The organism is Rhizobium sp. TH135 (assembly GCF_002855515.1).
In the GTDB taxonomy this organism is placed as follows: Bacteria; Pseudomonadota; Alphaproteobacteria; order Rhizobiales; family Rhizobiaceae; genus Allorhizobium.
Window position 1 is genome coordinate 12,272 of the sequence record NZ_PKRP01000002.1, and the last position, 13,971, is coordinate 26,242.

At 61.5% G+C, this 13,971-nt stretch carries 13 protein-coding genes and 1 tRNA gene; 9 read left to right on the forward strand and 5 right to left on the reverse strand.

Features of this window, described 5'->3' with window-relative positions:
- Window positions 1-16 precede the first annotated feature (16 nt).
- The 4 genes from C0V73_RS05185 to pyrC all read left to right on the forward strand — a co-directional run bounded on the left by C0V73_RS05185 (window position 17) and on the right by pyrC (window position 4,976).
- Window positions 17-511: a molybdopterin-dependent oxidoreductase gene (locus C0V73_RS05185; protein WP_102018964.1), complete on the forward strand. Its 495-nt coding sequence runs from the start codon at window positions 17-19 to the stop codon at window positions 509-511.
- A gap of 2 nt (window positions 512-513) precedes the next feature.
- Window positions 514-2,769: an ATP-binding protein gene (locus tag C0V73_RS05190; protein ID WP_102018965.1), complete on the forward strand. Its 2,256-nt coding sequence runs from the start codon at window positions 514-516 to the stop codon at window positions 2,767-2,769.
- 17 nt (window positions 2,770-2,786) lie between these two features.
- Window positions 2,787-3,872: an HD domain-containing phosphohydrolase gene (locus C0V73_RS05195; RefSeq protein WP_102018966.1), complete on the forward strand. Its 1,086-nt coding sequence runs from the start codon at window positions 2,787-2,789 to the stop codon at window positions 3,870-3,872.
- A gap of 66 nt (window positions 3,873-3,938) precedes the next feature.
- On the forward strand, window positions 3,939-4,976 hold the full coding sequence (gene pyrC, locus C0V73_RS05200) for a dihydroorotase (protein ID WP_102018967.1): 1,038 nt from the start codon (window positions 3,939-3,941) through the stop codon (window positions 4,974-4,976).
- 69 nt (window positions 4,977-5,045) lie between these two features.
- Here the strand turns inward: pyrC and C0V73_RS05205 are convergent, their stop codons facing one another.
- A complete protein-coding gene (locus C0V73_RS05205) occupies window positions 5,046-5,201 on the reverse strand; it encodes a DUF3096 domain-containing protein (protein WP_102018968.1) in 156 nt (51 codons plus the stop codon).
- Window positions 5,202-5,333: 132 nt separating this feature from the next.
- On the opposite strand from C0V73_RS05205, the gene C0V73_RS05210 reads away from it, so the two are divergent.
- The 4 genes from C0V73_RS05210 (at window position 5,334) to C0V73_RS05225 (ending at window position 8,454) form a co-directional block, all read left to right on the forward strand.
- Window positions 5,334-6,026 carry an orotate phosphoribosyltransferase gene (locus tag C0V73_RS05210; RefSeq protein WP_102018969.1) on the forward strand — a complete coding sequence of 231 codons (693 nt, stop codon included), beginning with the start codon at window positions 5,334-5,336 and terminating at the stop codon, window positions 6,024-6,026.
- A 78-nt stretch (window positions 6,027-6,104) separates the two neighbouring features.
- Complete coding sequence (locus C0V73_RS05215) at window positions 6,105-7,031, forward strand: carbohydrate kinase (protein WP_102018970.1); 927 nt, start codon at window positions 6,105-6,107, stop codon at window positions 7,029-7,031.
- 47 nt (window positions 7,032-7,078) lie between these two features.
- Window positions 7,079-7,870 carry a glycosyltransferase family 25 protein gene (locus C0V73_RS05220; RefSeq protein WP_102018971.1) on the forward strand — a complete coding sequence of 264 codons (792 nt, stop codon included), beginning with the start codon at window positions 7,079-7,081 and terminating at the stop codon, window positions 7,868-7,870.
- A gap of 152 nt (window positions 7,871-8,022) precedes the next feature.
- Entirely contained in the window at window positions 8,023-8,454 is a 432-nt protein-coding gene (locus tag C0V73_RS05225) for a hypothetical protein (protein WP_210200152.1), read from the forward strand.
- A gap of 119 nt (window positions 8,455-8,573) precedes the next feature.
- On the opposite strand, the gene C0V73_RS05230 is transcribed toward C0V73_RS05225, so the two are convergent.
- The 3 genes from C0V73_RS05230 to C0V73_RS05240 all read right to left on the reverse strand — a co-directional run bounded on the left by C0V73_RS05230 (window position 8,574) and on the right by C0V73_RS05240 (window position 12,960).
- A complete protein-coding gene (locus C0V73_RS05230) occupies window positions 8,574-9,464 on the reverse strand; it encodes a phosphotransferase (protein ID WP_102018972.1) in 891 nt (296 codons plus the stop codon).
- 57 nt (window positions 9,465-9,521) lie between these two features.
- Window positions 9,522-11,150, reverse strand: coding sequence for a glucose-6-phosphate isomerase (pgi, locus tag C0V73_RS05235; RefSeq protein WP_102018973.1), 1,629 nt, complete (start codon window positions 11,148-11,150; stop codon window positions 9,522-9,524).
- 103 nt (window positions 11,151-11,253) lie between these two features.
- Window positions 11,254-12,960, reverse strand: coding sequence for a long-chain fatty acid--CoA ligase (locus C0V73_RS05240; protein ID WP_102019591.1), 1,707 nt, complete (start codon window positions 12,958-12,960; stop codon window positions 11,254-11,256).
- 230 nt (window positions 12,961-13,190) lie between these two features.
- Here C0V73_RS05240 and C0V73_RS05245 point away from each other — a divergent pair, with 230 nt between their 5' ends.
- Entirely contained in the window at window positions 13,191-13,586 is a 396-nt protein-coding gene (locus tag C0V73_RS05245; protein WP_102018974.1) for a PRC-barrel domain-containing protein, read from the forward strand.
- 234 nt (window positions 13,587-13,820) lie between these two features.
- Here C0V73_RS05245 and C0V73_RS05250 read toward each other — a convergent pair.
- A tRNA-Thr gene (locus C0V73_RS05250) sits at window positions 13,821-13,896 on the reverse strand.
- Between the last annotated feature and the right edge of the window lie 75 nt (window positions 13,897-13,971).

The window sequence follows — 13,971 nt, forward strand, 5'->3', positions numbered from 1 at the left end:
CAAGAGGAGCAGAACCATGAAGAGCATTCTCGTCGCGCTTCTTGCGAGCGCTTTGACTGCAACGGCCGCCCTTGCGCTGGATGCGCCGACCGGACCTGTCGTCCTCACGGTGAAGGGCACCATTTCCAACACCAATGCCGGCGATACCGCCCAGTTCGATCTTGCGATGCTCGAAGCGCTCAAAGGTCGCAAGGGCGAAATGGAAACACCCTGGACCGAGGGTAAGGTAACCTTCGAAGGCCCGCTGCTGCGCGAAATCCTCGCCGCGGTCGGCGCGACCGGCACCAGCCTCAAGGTCCGCGCGCTCAACGATTACGCCGCCGATGTGCCGGCTGAAGATGCCAAGCTCGATACCATTCTTGCCACCAAGCTCGACGGCAAGCCGATGTCCATCCGCGACAAGGGCCCGCTCATGCTGGTCTATCCCTTCGATCTCGACGCGGACCTCTATAACGAGAAGTACTTCTCGCGCTCCGTCTGGCAGATCAAGGAAATCGAGGTCGGCCAGTGACAATGACCGGAGCAACAGCGCGGAAATTTGCAGGCGGAGGCACAGTTGCCTTCGTCCTGCAGACCGTGTCTGCCGTGCTCCTGCTCGTTCTTCTGGTTCTCTTCGTCGATATCGCCCGCCAGTACCGCATCATGGAAGATGGCGTGCGGGAAAACTCGCTCTGGTCGGTCTACCAGTTGGATCGGGAAGTGCGCCAACTCAGCCACAGCATGGCAAATGTGCGCGGTGGCGAACAGAACCCGCAAATGCTCGATGAGCTCGCCCTGCGCTACGACATTCTCTATTCGCGCACAGCGATCCTCGATCAGGCGAAGTTCGGCACCTATTTTTCCGGCGACGAGAAGATCCGCGGCTATATCGCCGGCATAACAAAGACCGTCCAGGCAGCACAGCCGATGTTCGATGCCTATGCGGCAGGCACGCCGCCGGCCGCCGAACAGCTGGAGCAGTTCGAGGCGTCGCTCGTCCCCATGAGCCGCACGGCCGAGGACTTCCTCCTTTACACCAACACCCGCGTCAGCCACGAGCGTGCAGAGAGCCGCTCGACGATCCTCGACCTCGAGCGCACCTCCACGGTGATGCTGAGCCTGCTCATGGTGTCGGTGGTCTTTCTGGTCGTGACCCTTAATCGCCAGCTCCGTTCGGTCCGCCGATCGAGCCACGAGCTTCAGGTCATGGCAACGCAGCTGAGCGAGGCCTATGAGGCCGCCGATGGCGGCAACCGCGCCAAGTCGCAGTTCATGGCGACCATGGGCCATGAGATCCGCACGCCGCTCAACGCGATCCTCGGCATGTCCGAGCTCCTGGAACTTTCAGAGCTTCCCGACGATGCGCTGTCCAGCGTCAAGACGATCCGCTCCTCGGGCGAGGCGCTGCTCGAGATCATCAATGAGATCCTCGACTTCTCCAAGATCGAGCACGGCAAGCTGGAGCTTGAAGAGCGCGCCTTCGACGTTTGCGCACTCGCTGAGAGTACCGTCAGCATCATCCGGGGCCGCGCCGACGACCACGGCAATACCGTGATCCTCGATCTGCCGGATTCCCTCCACGCGCTCTACGTCAAGACTGATCCAACGCGCCTGCGTCAGGTTCTGCTGAACCTTTTGTCCAACGCCGTGAAGTTCACCCATCAGGGCACCGTCACGCTGCGCCTGCGCGACTTCTACCGCGAAGGCAAGCTGATGATCCGTTTCGAGGTGGAAGACACCGGTATCGGCATCGATGAGGCCGGGCTGGACAAGCTGTTCAAGCCTTTCTCGCAGGTCGATGCATCGATCAGCCGCCGCTACGGCGGAACCGGCCTCGGTCTCACTATCTGCAAGCAGATCGTCGAGAAGCTCGGCGGCGAGCTCGGCATGAGCAGCACCGTCGGCGTCGGCTCCATTTTTTGGTTCGAGCTGTCCGTTGTGCCGGTGACCCGGGAAGAGGCGAACGGACTTGCCGCCAAGGTGGTGGCGGAAGAGACCCTGCCGCGCTGCCGTATCCTTCTCGTCGAGGACAACAAGGTCAACCAGATCGTCGCCACCCGTTTCCTCGCCCGTCTCGGCCAGGATGTCGAGATCGCCAATGACGGTGCCGAAGCCGTCTCGATCTCCCGCGAGCAGGCCTTCGACCTGATCCTGATGGACATGCAGATGCCGGTCATGGACGGGATCGAGGCGACGAAACGGATCATTGCCGAAGGCGGCCCGTCCGCAGAAACGCCGATCATCGCCATGACCGCCAATGCCTCCGACGACGACCGCCGTCGTTGCCTCGAAGCCGGCATGAAGGGTTTCGAATCCAAGCCTGTTACTCTTGAAAGATTGAAGAACGTGATTGCTCATTCAACCTCTTCGACGCGCGAACCCCTTTCGATGCCCGCCACGACCACGGCGCCCCAGAAGCTTGAGCTGCCCGAGCTGGATCTCGGCGAGATGAAGCTCCAGTCCATGCCGGGTCTGGGCATCGAAGGGCTGGATGAAGCCCGCCATGCGGAGCTGGTGGATGCGCTCGGCGAAGACGTCTTCCAAGAACTGGTCGAATCCTTCTTCGACGATGCGACCGGCCTCATGGACGAATTGAACGAGGCTCTGCGCAAGAACGATCCCGAGAAGATCGATCGTGTTCTGCACACGATCAAGGGTGCGGCCTCCAATGTCGGTCTGAACGATCTCGCCGTGAAGGCCAATGCGCTCAGAAGCCAGACCCCGGCGCCTGCAGATATCGAAATGTTCGGCGAGGAAATCCTCGCACTCAAATTCAAACTGGTTGCCTGAGAAGCAAGGAGGCGTTCATGCGTATTTTGTTGGTGGACGACAACAGCACCAATCTGAAGCTCCTGACGAAGCTCGTCGGCAAGCTGGACAATTGCGAGGCATTGCCCTTCGCCAGCCCCGACGCCGTGCTGTCGGCCCTGCCGGAGCTCGATTTCGACATTGCGATCATCGATTACCAGATGCCGGTCTATAACGGCGTCGAGCTCTACACCGAGATCGTCCGCTTTGAGAAATATGCCGAAGTGCCAGTCATCTTCGTCACGGCCGACAAGGACATGACGACCCGCATGGCCGCGCTGAATGCCGGTGCGATCGACTTCCTGACCAAGCCGGTGAACCCCGTGGAGTTCCAGGCGCGCGTACAGAATATCGTGAGCCTTGCCCGCGCCCGCCGCCAACTCGCCGACCAGGCGGAATGGCTGCGCCGCGAGGTGGAGCGGGCCGTTGGCGAACTGCGCGAGCGCGAGCAGGAGATCATTCATCGTCTGACACTGGCCGCCGGCTACAAGGATCCGGAAACCGCACGCCACACGCTGCGCGTCGCCTCCTATTCCGAAGCAATCGCTATCGAGCTCGGCCTCTCCGCACAGCTGTGCCACGACATCCGCCTGGCGGCCCCCATGCACGACATCGGCAAGGTCGCCATGCCCGACACCGTGCTCCTCAAGCAGGGCCGCCTGACAGAAGCGGAGTATCGCCAGATGCAGTCGCATGCCGAGATTGGCAGCGATATTCTCGGGCGTTCCCATTCCTCGCTGCTGCAACTCGCATCCGAGATTGCCGCCAGTCACCATGAGCGCTGGGACGGGCAGGGCTATCCGAACCGTCTGGTCGGCACTGCGATCCCGATCTCCGGTCGCATCGTCTGCATCGCCGACAACTTTGATGCTCTGACGACCGAGCGCCCCTACAAGCCGGCCTGGAGCTTCGAGCGCACCGTGGAGCATATACTCGGCCGCGCCGGCACCCAGTTCGATCCGGATTGCGTGGCCGCTTTCGAGCGTGCACTGCCGCGCATCCAGGCGATCATGGAGCAGGATCGCCGCGAGCAGGCCGAGGAAGCGGAAAAGACGATGGCATCGGCGAACGAACGGGTCGCCTGATCCTTTGATCCGGCTGGGCGGACATGCTAAGGGCGGCGAGTTCTCGTCAAGCCGGAGGCCCCGCCCATGTCATCCCTCACCATCCGCCGCCCCGACGACTGGCACCTGCATCTGCGCGACGGCGCGATGCTGGAGGGCGTGATCGGCGACACCAGCCGGCACTTTGCCCGCGCAATCATAATGCCGAACCTCGTGCCGCCAGTGGTGACGACGGAAGACGCGCGCGCCTATCGAGAGCGTATCTTGAAGGCGCTGCCTGCAGGCGACCGCTTCGAGCCGCTGATGACGCTCTATCTCACAGAGCACACCAACCCTGACGACGTGGAAGAGGGCAAGCGTTCCGGCCTGATCACGGCGGTGAAACTCTATCCCGCGGGCGCCACGACAAATTCTCATGGTGGCGTGCGCGACATGGAAAAGGCTATGCCCGTGCTGGAGCGCATGGCGAAGATCGGCCTGCCGCTCTGCGTCCATGGCGAGGTGACGACACCGGAAGTCGATATCTTCGACCGTGAGAAGGTCTTCATCGACACGGTGCTCGATCCGCTGCGCAAGCGCCTGCCGGAGCTCAAGATTACCATGGAGCATGTGACGACCGAGGATGGCGTGCAGTATATCCGCAGCGCCGATCGCAACCTTGCCGGCTCTATTACAACCCATCACCTGATCATCAACCGCAACGACATCCTCGTTGGCGGCATTCGCCCGCATTATTATTGCCTGCCGGTCGCCAAGCGCGAGAACCACCGCCAGGCGCTGCGCAAGGCCGCGGTCTCGGGCGATGCGCGCTTCTTCCTCGGCACGGATTCCGCCCCGCATGTCGACCCGCTCAAGGAATGCGGCTGCGGCTGCGCCGGCATCTACACGTCGATCAACACCATGAGCTGCCTTGCCCATGTCTTCGAGCAGGAAAACACGCTCGACAAGCTGGAGGCCTTCACCTCGCTGAACGGCCCCGCCTGGTATGGCCTCGCTGCGAATGATGAGACGATCACGCTGGTGAAGCGAGACGCGCCAGTGGAGTTTCCGGGCAAGATCTTCACCGGTGCGGGGCCGGTGACGGTTTTCGACCCTATGTTCCCGATCCATTGGGATGTTGCCTGATACATGAAGAGCCTCGTGTGGGCCCACGAGGCTCTTGGTCGGGTCGATCAGGGCTGGCAGTCCTAGGGATCAGGGTGCCATCGTCGCAAGCTGCGGCCAGAGGCCAAGCACGCCCACAACGATCAGGTAGATCGCCACGACATAGTTGAGGAGGCGGGGCATGATCAGGATGAGAATACCCGCGATCAGGGCGACGAGCGGCTGGATGAGGAGGGCGTTGTCCATGTCTTCAGGATCCTTTGTGGGTTGGTGACCACTAAAGATCTGCTGAGGACGATTGTTCCATGGGGCCTGCATCTGGCGGGCAGGGCAGCTTGCTGCTATTGCGCTTTTGACCGTATCAGACAGGAGAGCGCCATGATCCAGACCCCCTTCACCGACCCCGCCGTCATGGCCGAACTCGTGGCGAAGATGCTCTGGGAGATCAAGGCGGTGCATTTCAATGCGGCCGAGCCCTACAAGCTGTCATCAGGCATGAAGAGCCCCGTCTATATCGACTGCCGCAAGCTCCTGTCTTATCCGCGCGTGCGCTCCGCCGTCATGGATTTCGCCGCAGCCACCCTGATGCGCAATGCCGGCTTCGAGCAGTTCGACTGTATCGCTGGCGGCGAGACGGCGGGTATTCCCTTCGCGGCGCTTCTCGCCGATCGCCTTGGTCTGCCGATGATCTATGTGCGCAAGGCGCCGAAGGGGCACGGCCGCAATGCCCAGATCGAAGGGCATATGCCAGAGGGATCGCGTGTTCTTGTCATCGAGGACCTGACGACGGCCGGCGGCAGCATGTTCAAGTTCATCGATGCGATCAGAGCCGCCGGCGGCGTCGTCGATCACGGCATTGCGCTGTTCTTCTACGGCATCTTCCCCGAAGCTCAGCAGCGCTTCGACGACGGTAAGGTGAAGCTCAACTACATCGCAACCTGGCGCAACGTTCTCGCCGTCGCCCGCGAGCAGAAGCTCTTCGACGAGAAGACATTGTCGGAGGTCGAGGCCTTCCTCGATGCGCCGCTCGCCTGGTCGGGTCGCAATGGTGGGATTTCGTCGCTCGCCTGAGCAAATGCCCAAAGTCGCACTGGAAAATGGGAGCGGCGTGGTTTAAATCGATTGAAACGGAATCCTTGGGAGGTCGAGATGATCCTGTGTTGCGGCGAAGCGCTGATCGACATGTTGCCACGCGAAACCACGCTCGGCGAGCGGGCCTTCTCGCCCTATGCCGGCGGCGCGATCTTTAACACGGCAATTGCCCTCGGTCGCCTCGGCATCGACACAGGCTTCTTCACCGGCCTCTCCGACGACATGCTGGGCGACATCCTGCGTGACACGCTGAAATCTTCCGGCGTTGATTTCAGCTATTGTGCGACGCTCTCGCGCCCCTGCACGATCGCGCTCGTCAAGCTGACCAACGGCCAGGCATCCTATGCCTTCTACGACGAAAACACGGCCGGCCGGATGATCACCGAAGCCGACCTGCCCACCCTGGACGACAGCTGCGAGGCCCTGCATTTCGGCGCGATCAGCCTGATCCCGGAACCCTGCGGCTCGACCTATGAGGCGCTGATGACCCGCGAGCACAAGACCCGCGTCATCTCGCTCGACCCGAACATCCGCCCCGGCTTCATCAAGGAAAAGGCCGCCCACCAGGCCCGCATCGCCCGGATGGCCGACATGTCCGACATCCTGAAATTCTCCGACGAGGACCTCGACTGGTTCGATCTCCCGGGCACCCAGGACGAACGCGCCGCCTACTGGCTAACGCGCGGCGCCAAGCTCGTGGTGCTGACCAAGGGTGCGGAAGGCGCGACTGGCTACACAGCGAACTTCAAAGTTTCTGTGCCCTCCAACAAGGTTGAGGTTGTCGACACCGTCGGCGCCGGTGACACCTTTGATGCGGGCATCCTCGCCTCCCTGAAGCGTCAGGGATTGCTGACCAAGGAAAAGGTTGCGACGCTCTCGGAAGAGGCTGTGCGCGAGGCGCTGACCGTTGGGGCGAAGGCCGCCGCTGTTACTGTGTCGAGGGCAGGGGCCAACCCGCCAACGGCGGCTGAGATTGGCTTCTGAGAGCCCGATCCGCGTTCCGACATCTATAATCTCGAAGGCCATCACGCTTGAAGATCAGGATCATCAGCAGGATTGGCGCCGAAAGCCGGCGCGCCTTTCAGGCCGCACAGATGCAGCGTCTCGGCCTGCCGTTTTCCTTCGTCGACGCCGTTGAAGCGACGGATCTGACCGACGCGTTGTGCCTGGAGGCCGCGCAGACCTGGCCGGGTGCGACGCTACCCCAGGATATCGCCTGGTTTCACTCGCATCGGAAGGCATGGGCTGAGATTGTCGAGGACAAGGCTCTCGGGCTGGTGCTGGAGGATGACGCCGTTCTCGCCGATACGATCGCCTCCGCTCTGGCGATGATCGAGGAAAGATACCGGGACTGGCGTCACGTCTACGACCTCGAATTCACGCCCGAGCCGCACATCATCGCCGAGCGCCCGACATGGCAGGCGAGCGGCGGATTGAGCGCGAGCCGTATCTACCGCAACCGCGTCGGTCTGGCAGGCTATGTCATCGGCCCGGAGGCGGCAGCGCGCATGCTGTCGGAAACACTGCACTACCGCCTGATCGATTCCTACCTCTGGCAACGCCCCTGGATGCAGGGCCAGATGATCGAGCCCGCCCAGGTGGTGCAGATGCGCTTCCTGCCGGACGCACCGGAGACGCCAGCCTTTGTCAGGTCCGCCGAGCCTCGCGTCTTTCGCCCGTCAAGCAGGGCAAGAAACTTAGCCCTTAAGATGGAAATCGAACTGCGACGCGGTTTCTCGCTGCTCCAGGCTGCGGGCAAATCGAAGCGCCGCGAACCGGAAATAGACTGGCAGCGGTTTTCGCCGGAAACGACGCCGGGGTGACCGCGCTTTGCGGCGGGCGTTCGATCAGCCGTTCTAAGAAGGCCGCGTGCCAGGGTGCTGCGACCGCGAGGTTCTCTGCTGCGCCTTGGTGTCGTTACAGCCTTACGCAAGACACGATTGCCAATTTGCGCAAAGCAAAAGGGAAGGCAATCATGAAGGTCGAGACGGGTGCCAGCTATCTGTTCTCTGGGTCGCGCAACCCTGCGGGGTCTCGCGTCGAGGATCAGCAGTTCGAGGCTATCCTATCCGAGCAGACGGCGGATACGCGTGATGAACCCGTCGATAGCCGCGGCGAAGATGGCACGCTCGATTTCACCAGCTTGACCCGGCAGGAATTGTTCGACTGGATGAACGGACAACTCCGCGACGGCGAGATGACGTTTGACGAAAGCTCGGCCTTTCTCGGCATGACCCTGAAGATCTCTGCAGTCACCGGCGAGCAGATGGATTTGGCGACCGATACCTCCCGCATAGACTTCACCGAGAAGGCGCGGCAGGGCATTGAGTTCTACCGCTCTCATTTCGACGATGCGTCTGTCGACAGGTTGCAGGATGCACTGGATAAGATGCTGGCAGGGCGGTAAGGCATCGAGCAGAATCCTGGGCAGCAGATTTTCAGACAGAGATCCGACGCTGACCGGGACATTTCCTGCGATGACCTATCGTTGGTGGACCTTGTCAGCAAAGTCGCGAAGTCGGAAACTCATGGTTCGTCCTCGACAAGTCGAGAAAGCGTGCTTCTGCCGAGATCGGCCATGACGGGGTTGGTGTCCTTGTAGTACCAGACCAAACCGATGGCTTGCTGAAACGCCCAGGCGGCACCTCGCTGCCATTCGACGTCATCGACCTCCAGTGCTTCACGGAAGATCGTGCGAGCATCCCGGTTCATGAGGTGCCACCCGGCAACGAGATCAAGCGCTCTATCGGCTGGACCAAAGCCGCCCGTATCGAGCACCCCGATCAGGCGACCCTTCAGCACCACAAGGTTCGTCGGTATGAGATCCTTGTGACTCATCGCGTCTGCCCGTGAAGGGGGAAGTGCCCGAAGGCGTCTCCACAGGCGGCGCAAGTGAGCGACATCCAGAAGGTTTTCGCTCTTTACGAAGCAAACCTCCATCCAATCATCGTGATCAGTCAGCTTTCCGCCTCGACCGGGACCGGAAAAGGTCCTTCCCTTCAGGTCAACCCTGCGCAATTCGCAAATCAAGCGCGCCAGATCGCGCGCGAAATCAGGTGAAGCGCTGAGGCCGCCAGGAGTGGCGATGTCGCCGTCGATCCAGGTCTGCACCAGCCATGGCATCGGAAATCCTGCGCCCTGTCGCCCGATGCCAACAGGTGCCGGACTGGGAAAGGGGCAGCACTCATGGAACTCGCGACTGGCCTCGGTTTCCTGTTCCAGGTTACGCAGACAGTCGGCCGGATTCATGAACCGGAGAGGAACGCGGGCCGCATATCTCTCGCCAATCCGGAAGATCGCATTGACCGTGCCAGCGGTCTCAAGGCAACGGATTTCCTGGCCCCGGAACTGCGGAAACTGAGCCGCGATCAGGGAGCGGGCTTGAGCCTCGGTGATGGTCAGTTGGTCATTGTGCACGGGCCGCTTACCCCGCAGTCTGGATTGCGTTGTCCTCAGCCCAGCTCAATTCCCAATTTACCCCATCTTCCGCTCCGCCAGCGCCGAGACCAGCCCGACCGTCGAGCTGTCGTGCCCCGTGGCCGCGACCTTGCCCTGCACCACAGGCAACAGCCCCGTCGCCAGTTCCTTGCCGAGCTCCACGCCCCACTGGTCGAAGGAATTGATGCGGAAGATCACGCCTTCGACGAAGACGCGGTGTTCGTAGAGCGCGATCAGGCGCCCCAGCGTAAAGGGGGTCAGCTGCTCGTAGACGAAGGTGATCGACGGGCGGTTGCCGGAGAAGACGCGGTGCGGGGCGAGGAAATCGGCTTCCTCGTCGGCAACACCCTTGGCGGTCAGCTGGCTCTTGGCTTCGGCAAGGGTACGGCCCTTCATCAGCGCTTCCGATTGCGCCAGGCAATTGGCGATCAGCAATTCGTGCTGGTGGCGCAGCTCCGGCTCGAAGCCGTTGGCGGCGATCAGGAACTCGGCCGGGATCACGCTCGTACCCTGGTGGATGAGCTGGTAGAAGGCGTGCTGGCCATTGGTGCCGGGTTCGCCCCAGACGACGGGGCCGGACGCGCCCTGGACCGGCTTGCCGTCGATCGTGACGCTCTTGCCGTTCGATTCCATATCGAGCTGCTGCAGGTACGCCGGGAAACGCGACAGGCGCTGGTCATAGGGCAGGATCGCCCGCGTGGCGTAGTTCAGCACATTGCGGTGATAGACGCCGAGTGCGCCGAGCAGCATCGGCAGGTTCTGGCGAAAGGGCGCATTTCGGAAATGCTCGTCCATGGCATGGCCGCCGGCAAGGAAATCGCCGAAGTTGTCAGGTCCGATCGCGATCATCAGCGGCAGGCCGATCGCCGACCAGATCGAATAACGACCACCAACCCAATCCCAGAAACCGAAGACGCGGGTGGGATCGATCCCGAATGCGGCGACCTTGTCGAGTGCAGTGGAGACGGCACAGAAATGGTGGCCGACGGCCGCTTCCCCGATCGCATCGGCGATGAAGGCGCGCGCCGTCTGGGCGTTCGTCATCGTCTCGATGGTGGTGAAGGTCTTCGACGCGACGATAAAGAGGGTGGTCTCGGCAGACAGCGTCTTCAGCGTGTCGGCGATATGAGCGCCGTCGATATTGGAGACGAAATGCAGGCGCGGGCCATCATGGAAGGGGGCGAGCGCAAGCGTGGCCATGACGGGGCCGAGATCCGAGCCGCCGATGCCGATATTGACCACATCGGTGATCGCCTTGCCGGTGGCGCCCTCCATCTCGCCGGAGCGGATGCCGTGGGCAAAGGCGCCCATGGCGTCGAGTACACCGTTGACGTCAGGCATGACGTCGCGGCCGTCCACCATGACAGGGCGGTTCGAGCGGTTGCGCAAGGCTGTGTGGAGAACGGCGCGGCCTTCCGTGAAGTTGATTGGCGCGCCCGAGAACATTTCGTCGCGCTTCTCGGCAACACCCGCAACCGTGATGAGCTGCTCGAGCTGGTCGAGAACTTCGTCATTCACGGCGCATTTGGAATAATCCATCAACAGGTCGTCGAGCGAGGCGGAAAAACGGCTGAAGCGCTGCGGATCGGCGGCAAAGGATGCGCGCAGGTCTTCGGCATGAGTGGCGGCGACCGTGCTCGTCAGCGTGTCGATGATGGATTGCATCGGAATGTCCCTGGTTCGACGATGAATGCCGGGGACCTTATTAGCGACTTGAGACGGGATCAAGACGAAGGGGAGGCTAGAGCCTCCCCAAATTTAAATCGATTTATTTTCCGTCGCGCAGCTCGCGTCGCAGGATCTTGCCCACATTGGTCTTGGGCAGTTCGGTGCGAAACTCGATATAGCGCGGACGCTTGTAATTGGTGAGGTTGGCGGCGCAATGGGCCTTCAGCTCGTCGATGGTGAGGTTCTCGTCCTTCTTGACGACGAAGAGCTTCACCGCCTCGCCGGAATGCTCATCCGGCACGCCGACAGCCGCGCATTCCAGCACGCCGGCATGCATGACGGCCACTTCCTCGATCTCGTTCGGATAGACATTGAAGCCGGAGACGAGGATCATGTCCTTCTTGCGGTCGACGATTTTCACATAGCCGCGTTCGTCCATCAGACCCATGTCGCCGGAGCGGAAGAAGCTATCATCGCTCATGACCTTGGCCGTCTCTTCCGGACGCTGCCAGTAGCCGGCCATGACCTGCGGTCCGCGGATGCAGATCTCGCCCACGTCGCCAATCGGCAATGTGTTGCCGTCCTCGTCGCGGATCTCGATGTCGGTGGAAGGAAGCGGCAGGCCGATCATGCCGGAGAATTCACGCGCGTCGAGACGATTGACGGTCGCAACCGGCGACGTCTCGGACAGACCGTAACCCTCGGTGATCGGACGCCCCGTCATCTCCAGCCAGCGTTCGGCCACCGGCCGCTGGATCGCCATGCCGCCGCCAAGCACCAGCATCAGCGAGGAGAAGTCGATCTTCTTGAATTCCGGGTTGTTCATCATCGCGTTGAACAGCGTGTTGAGACCCGGGAAGACATGCGCCTTGAAGCTCTGCAGCTCCTTGATGAAGGCCGGGATATCACGCGGATTGGCGATCAGGAGGTTATGGCCACCGAGTGCCACGCCCATCAGCGAATTCACCGTCAGCGCGAAGATGTGGTAGAGCGGCAGCGCGCAGACGAAGTTCAACACGTCTGGACGGGACTGCCCGGCAAAGGCTGCTTCCAGCCAGAGCGCGATCTGCTGCTTGTTGGCGAGCAGATTGGCATGGGTAAGTGTCGCGCCCTTGGAGACGCCGGTCGTACCACCTGTATACTGCAGGAAGGCAACGTCGCTCGAGATCACGTCGACAGGCTTCAGCTGCAGCTTTTCGCCTTCGGACAGCATGGCCTTGAAGTTCGTATGGCCCGGGATCGACCAGACCGGCACCAGCTTCTTCACCTTGCGCACGACCAGATTGACGATATGGCCCTTCAGGCCCAGCATGTCGCCCATGGCGCAGACCACGACATGCTTGACGTCAGTGCGCGCAACCACCTGCTCGACCGTATGGGCGAAGTTTTCCAGAACGACGATCGCTTTCGCCCCGGAATCCTTGAGCTGATGCTCGAGTTCGCGGGGTGTGTAGAGCGGATTGACGTTCACCACGATCATGCCCGCGCGCAGGATGCCATAGACGGCGACCGGGTTCTGCAGGATGTTCGGCGTCATGACCGCAACGCGGTCACCTTTGACAAGCCCCTTCGACTGCAGCCAGGCGCCGACCTTGCGGGACTGCTGCTCAAGCTCGCGGAAGGTCATAGACCGGCCCATGCTGGAAAAAGCCAGCCGGTCGGCGAATTTTGCGCAGCTCGCTTCGAAGAGGGCGCCCAGAGACTGGTGGGCATGCGGCGCGATCTCGGCCGGCACCGCAGCCGGGTAAGACTGGACCCAGATCTTGTCGGCGGCGCGGCCGCTCAGGCGGCTCAAAGTTTCCGTCATCATGTTCCTCCCGAAACCTTCGTTGTCTGCATGCCCGTCTCGGGGCCGATTCCTCCTCAGGTCCCCGAAAGCTTACGCGTTTCCGCGCCGACAGTGCAACTCGCACAAACGCTATCTAACCTTAACGTAAACGTCAACAATCCTGTCCGGGCTTTGCCCCTTCTCGAAAGGAACCATGCTTCGCGGTTCGCCGTTACCCTTTCATCCACAACCAGAAGGAGGATATCCCCATGTTGCAGGAAAATCGAACAGCGACCAGCGGCCAGGATCCCTATGTCAAGGACACGGCGAGCCTGATTGCCAGCGACAAGGTCGAAGGTACGGCGGTCTTTGGCCGCGATGGCGAGCGCATCGGCTCGATCCAGCGCATCATCCTTGAAAAGCGCGGCGGCCGCGTCGCCTATGCAGTCCTGAGCTTCGGCGGCTTCTGGGGCATCGGCGACGACTACTACCCGCTCCCTTGGGAAAAGCTGACCTATGACGAAAGCCTCGATGGCTATCGCATCGATCTCACCAAGGAACAGGTGGAAGCCGCACCCCGCTACAAGGACGACAGCGAGGACTGGTACCGCGACAACGGTCGCTCGGTCTACGACTACTATGGCGTCCCGCCTTACTGGATCTGACCGTTCCGATTATCCATGGACGATTGAAGGGCCTCGCAATGCGGGGCCCTTTTTCATGCGCAGGATGCTGAGGAATGGGAAAGTGGACGGCAGCGTAATCGCGCTGCAGCAGGAGAGACGTCAATCAACCCGCCCGAGCCCGTACTAAAGTTTACGGCACTCGCGCCCGACGGCGCTCTTGGCACAGAAAGCCCTGAGGGGGAAGGGGAGCTTGGTGAAACTTGGTTGGAAAAATGGTGCCGCTTGCAGGACTCGAACCTGCGACCCCATCATTACGAATGATGTGCTCTACCACCTGAGCTAAAGCGGCCTACGCTGGACAGGAATATCCCTGCCGCGTTTGGTGATGGGCTGATACAGGGATTGCCTGCTGATTTCAAGACGC

Excerpts from the sequence above, each read along its gene's own strand:
- C0V73_RS05185 (WP_102018964.1), top strand. The coding sequence starts at position 17 with ATGAAGAGCATTCTCGTCGCGCTTCTTGCGAGCGCTTTGACTGCAACG.
- C0V73_RS05195 (WP_102018966.1), top strand. The coding sequence starts at position 2,787 with ATGCGTATTTTGTTGGTGGACGACAACAGCACCAATCTGAAGCTCCTG.
- C0V73_RS05215 (WP_102018970.1), top strand. The coding sequence starts at position 6,105 with ATGATCCTGTGTTGCGGCGAAGCGCTGATCGACATGTTGCCACGCGAA.
- C0V73_RS05240 (WP_102019591.1), bottom strand. The coding sequence starts at position 12,960 with ATGACGGAAACTTTGAGCCGCCTGAGCGGCCGCGCCGCCGACAAGATC.
- C0V73_RS05205 (WP_102018968.1), bottom strand. The coding sequence starts at position 5,201 with ATGGACAACGCCCTCCTCATCCAGCCGCTCGTCGCCCTGATCGCGGGT.
- pyrC (WP_102018967.1), top strand. The coding sequence starts at position 3,939 with ATGTCATCCCTCACCATCCGCCGCCCCGACGACTGGCACCTGCATCTG.
- C0V73_RS05210 (WP_102018969.1), top strand. The coding sequence starts at position 5,334 with ATGATCCAGACCCCCTTCACCGACCCCGCCGTCATGGCCGAACTCGTG.
- C0V73_RS05190 (WP_102018965.1), top strand. The coding sequence starts at position 514 with ATGACCGGAGCAACAGCGCGGAAATTTGCAGGCGGAGGCACAGTTGCC.
- C0V73_RS05225 (WP_210200152.1), top strand. The coding sequence starts at position 8,023 with ATGAAGGTCGAGACGGGTGCCAGCTATCTGTTCTCTGGGTCGCGCAAC.
- pgi (WP_102018973.1), bottom strand. The coding sequence starts at position 11,150 with ATGCAATCCATCATCGACACGCTGACGAGCACGGTCGCCGCCACTCAT.
- C0V73_RS05245 (WP_102018974.1), top strand. The coding sequence starts at position 13,191 with ATGTTGCAGGAAAATCGAACAGCGACCAGCGGCCAGGATCCCTATGTC.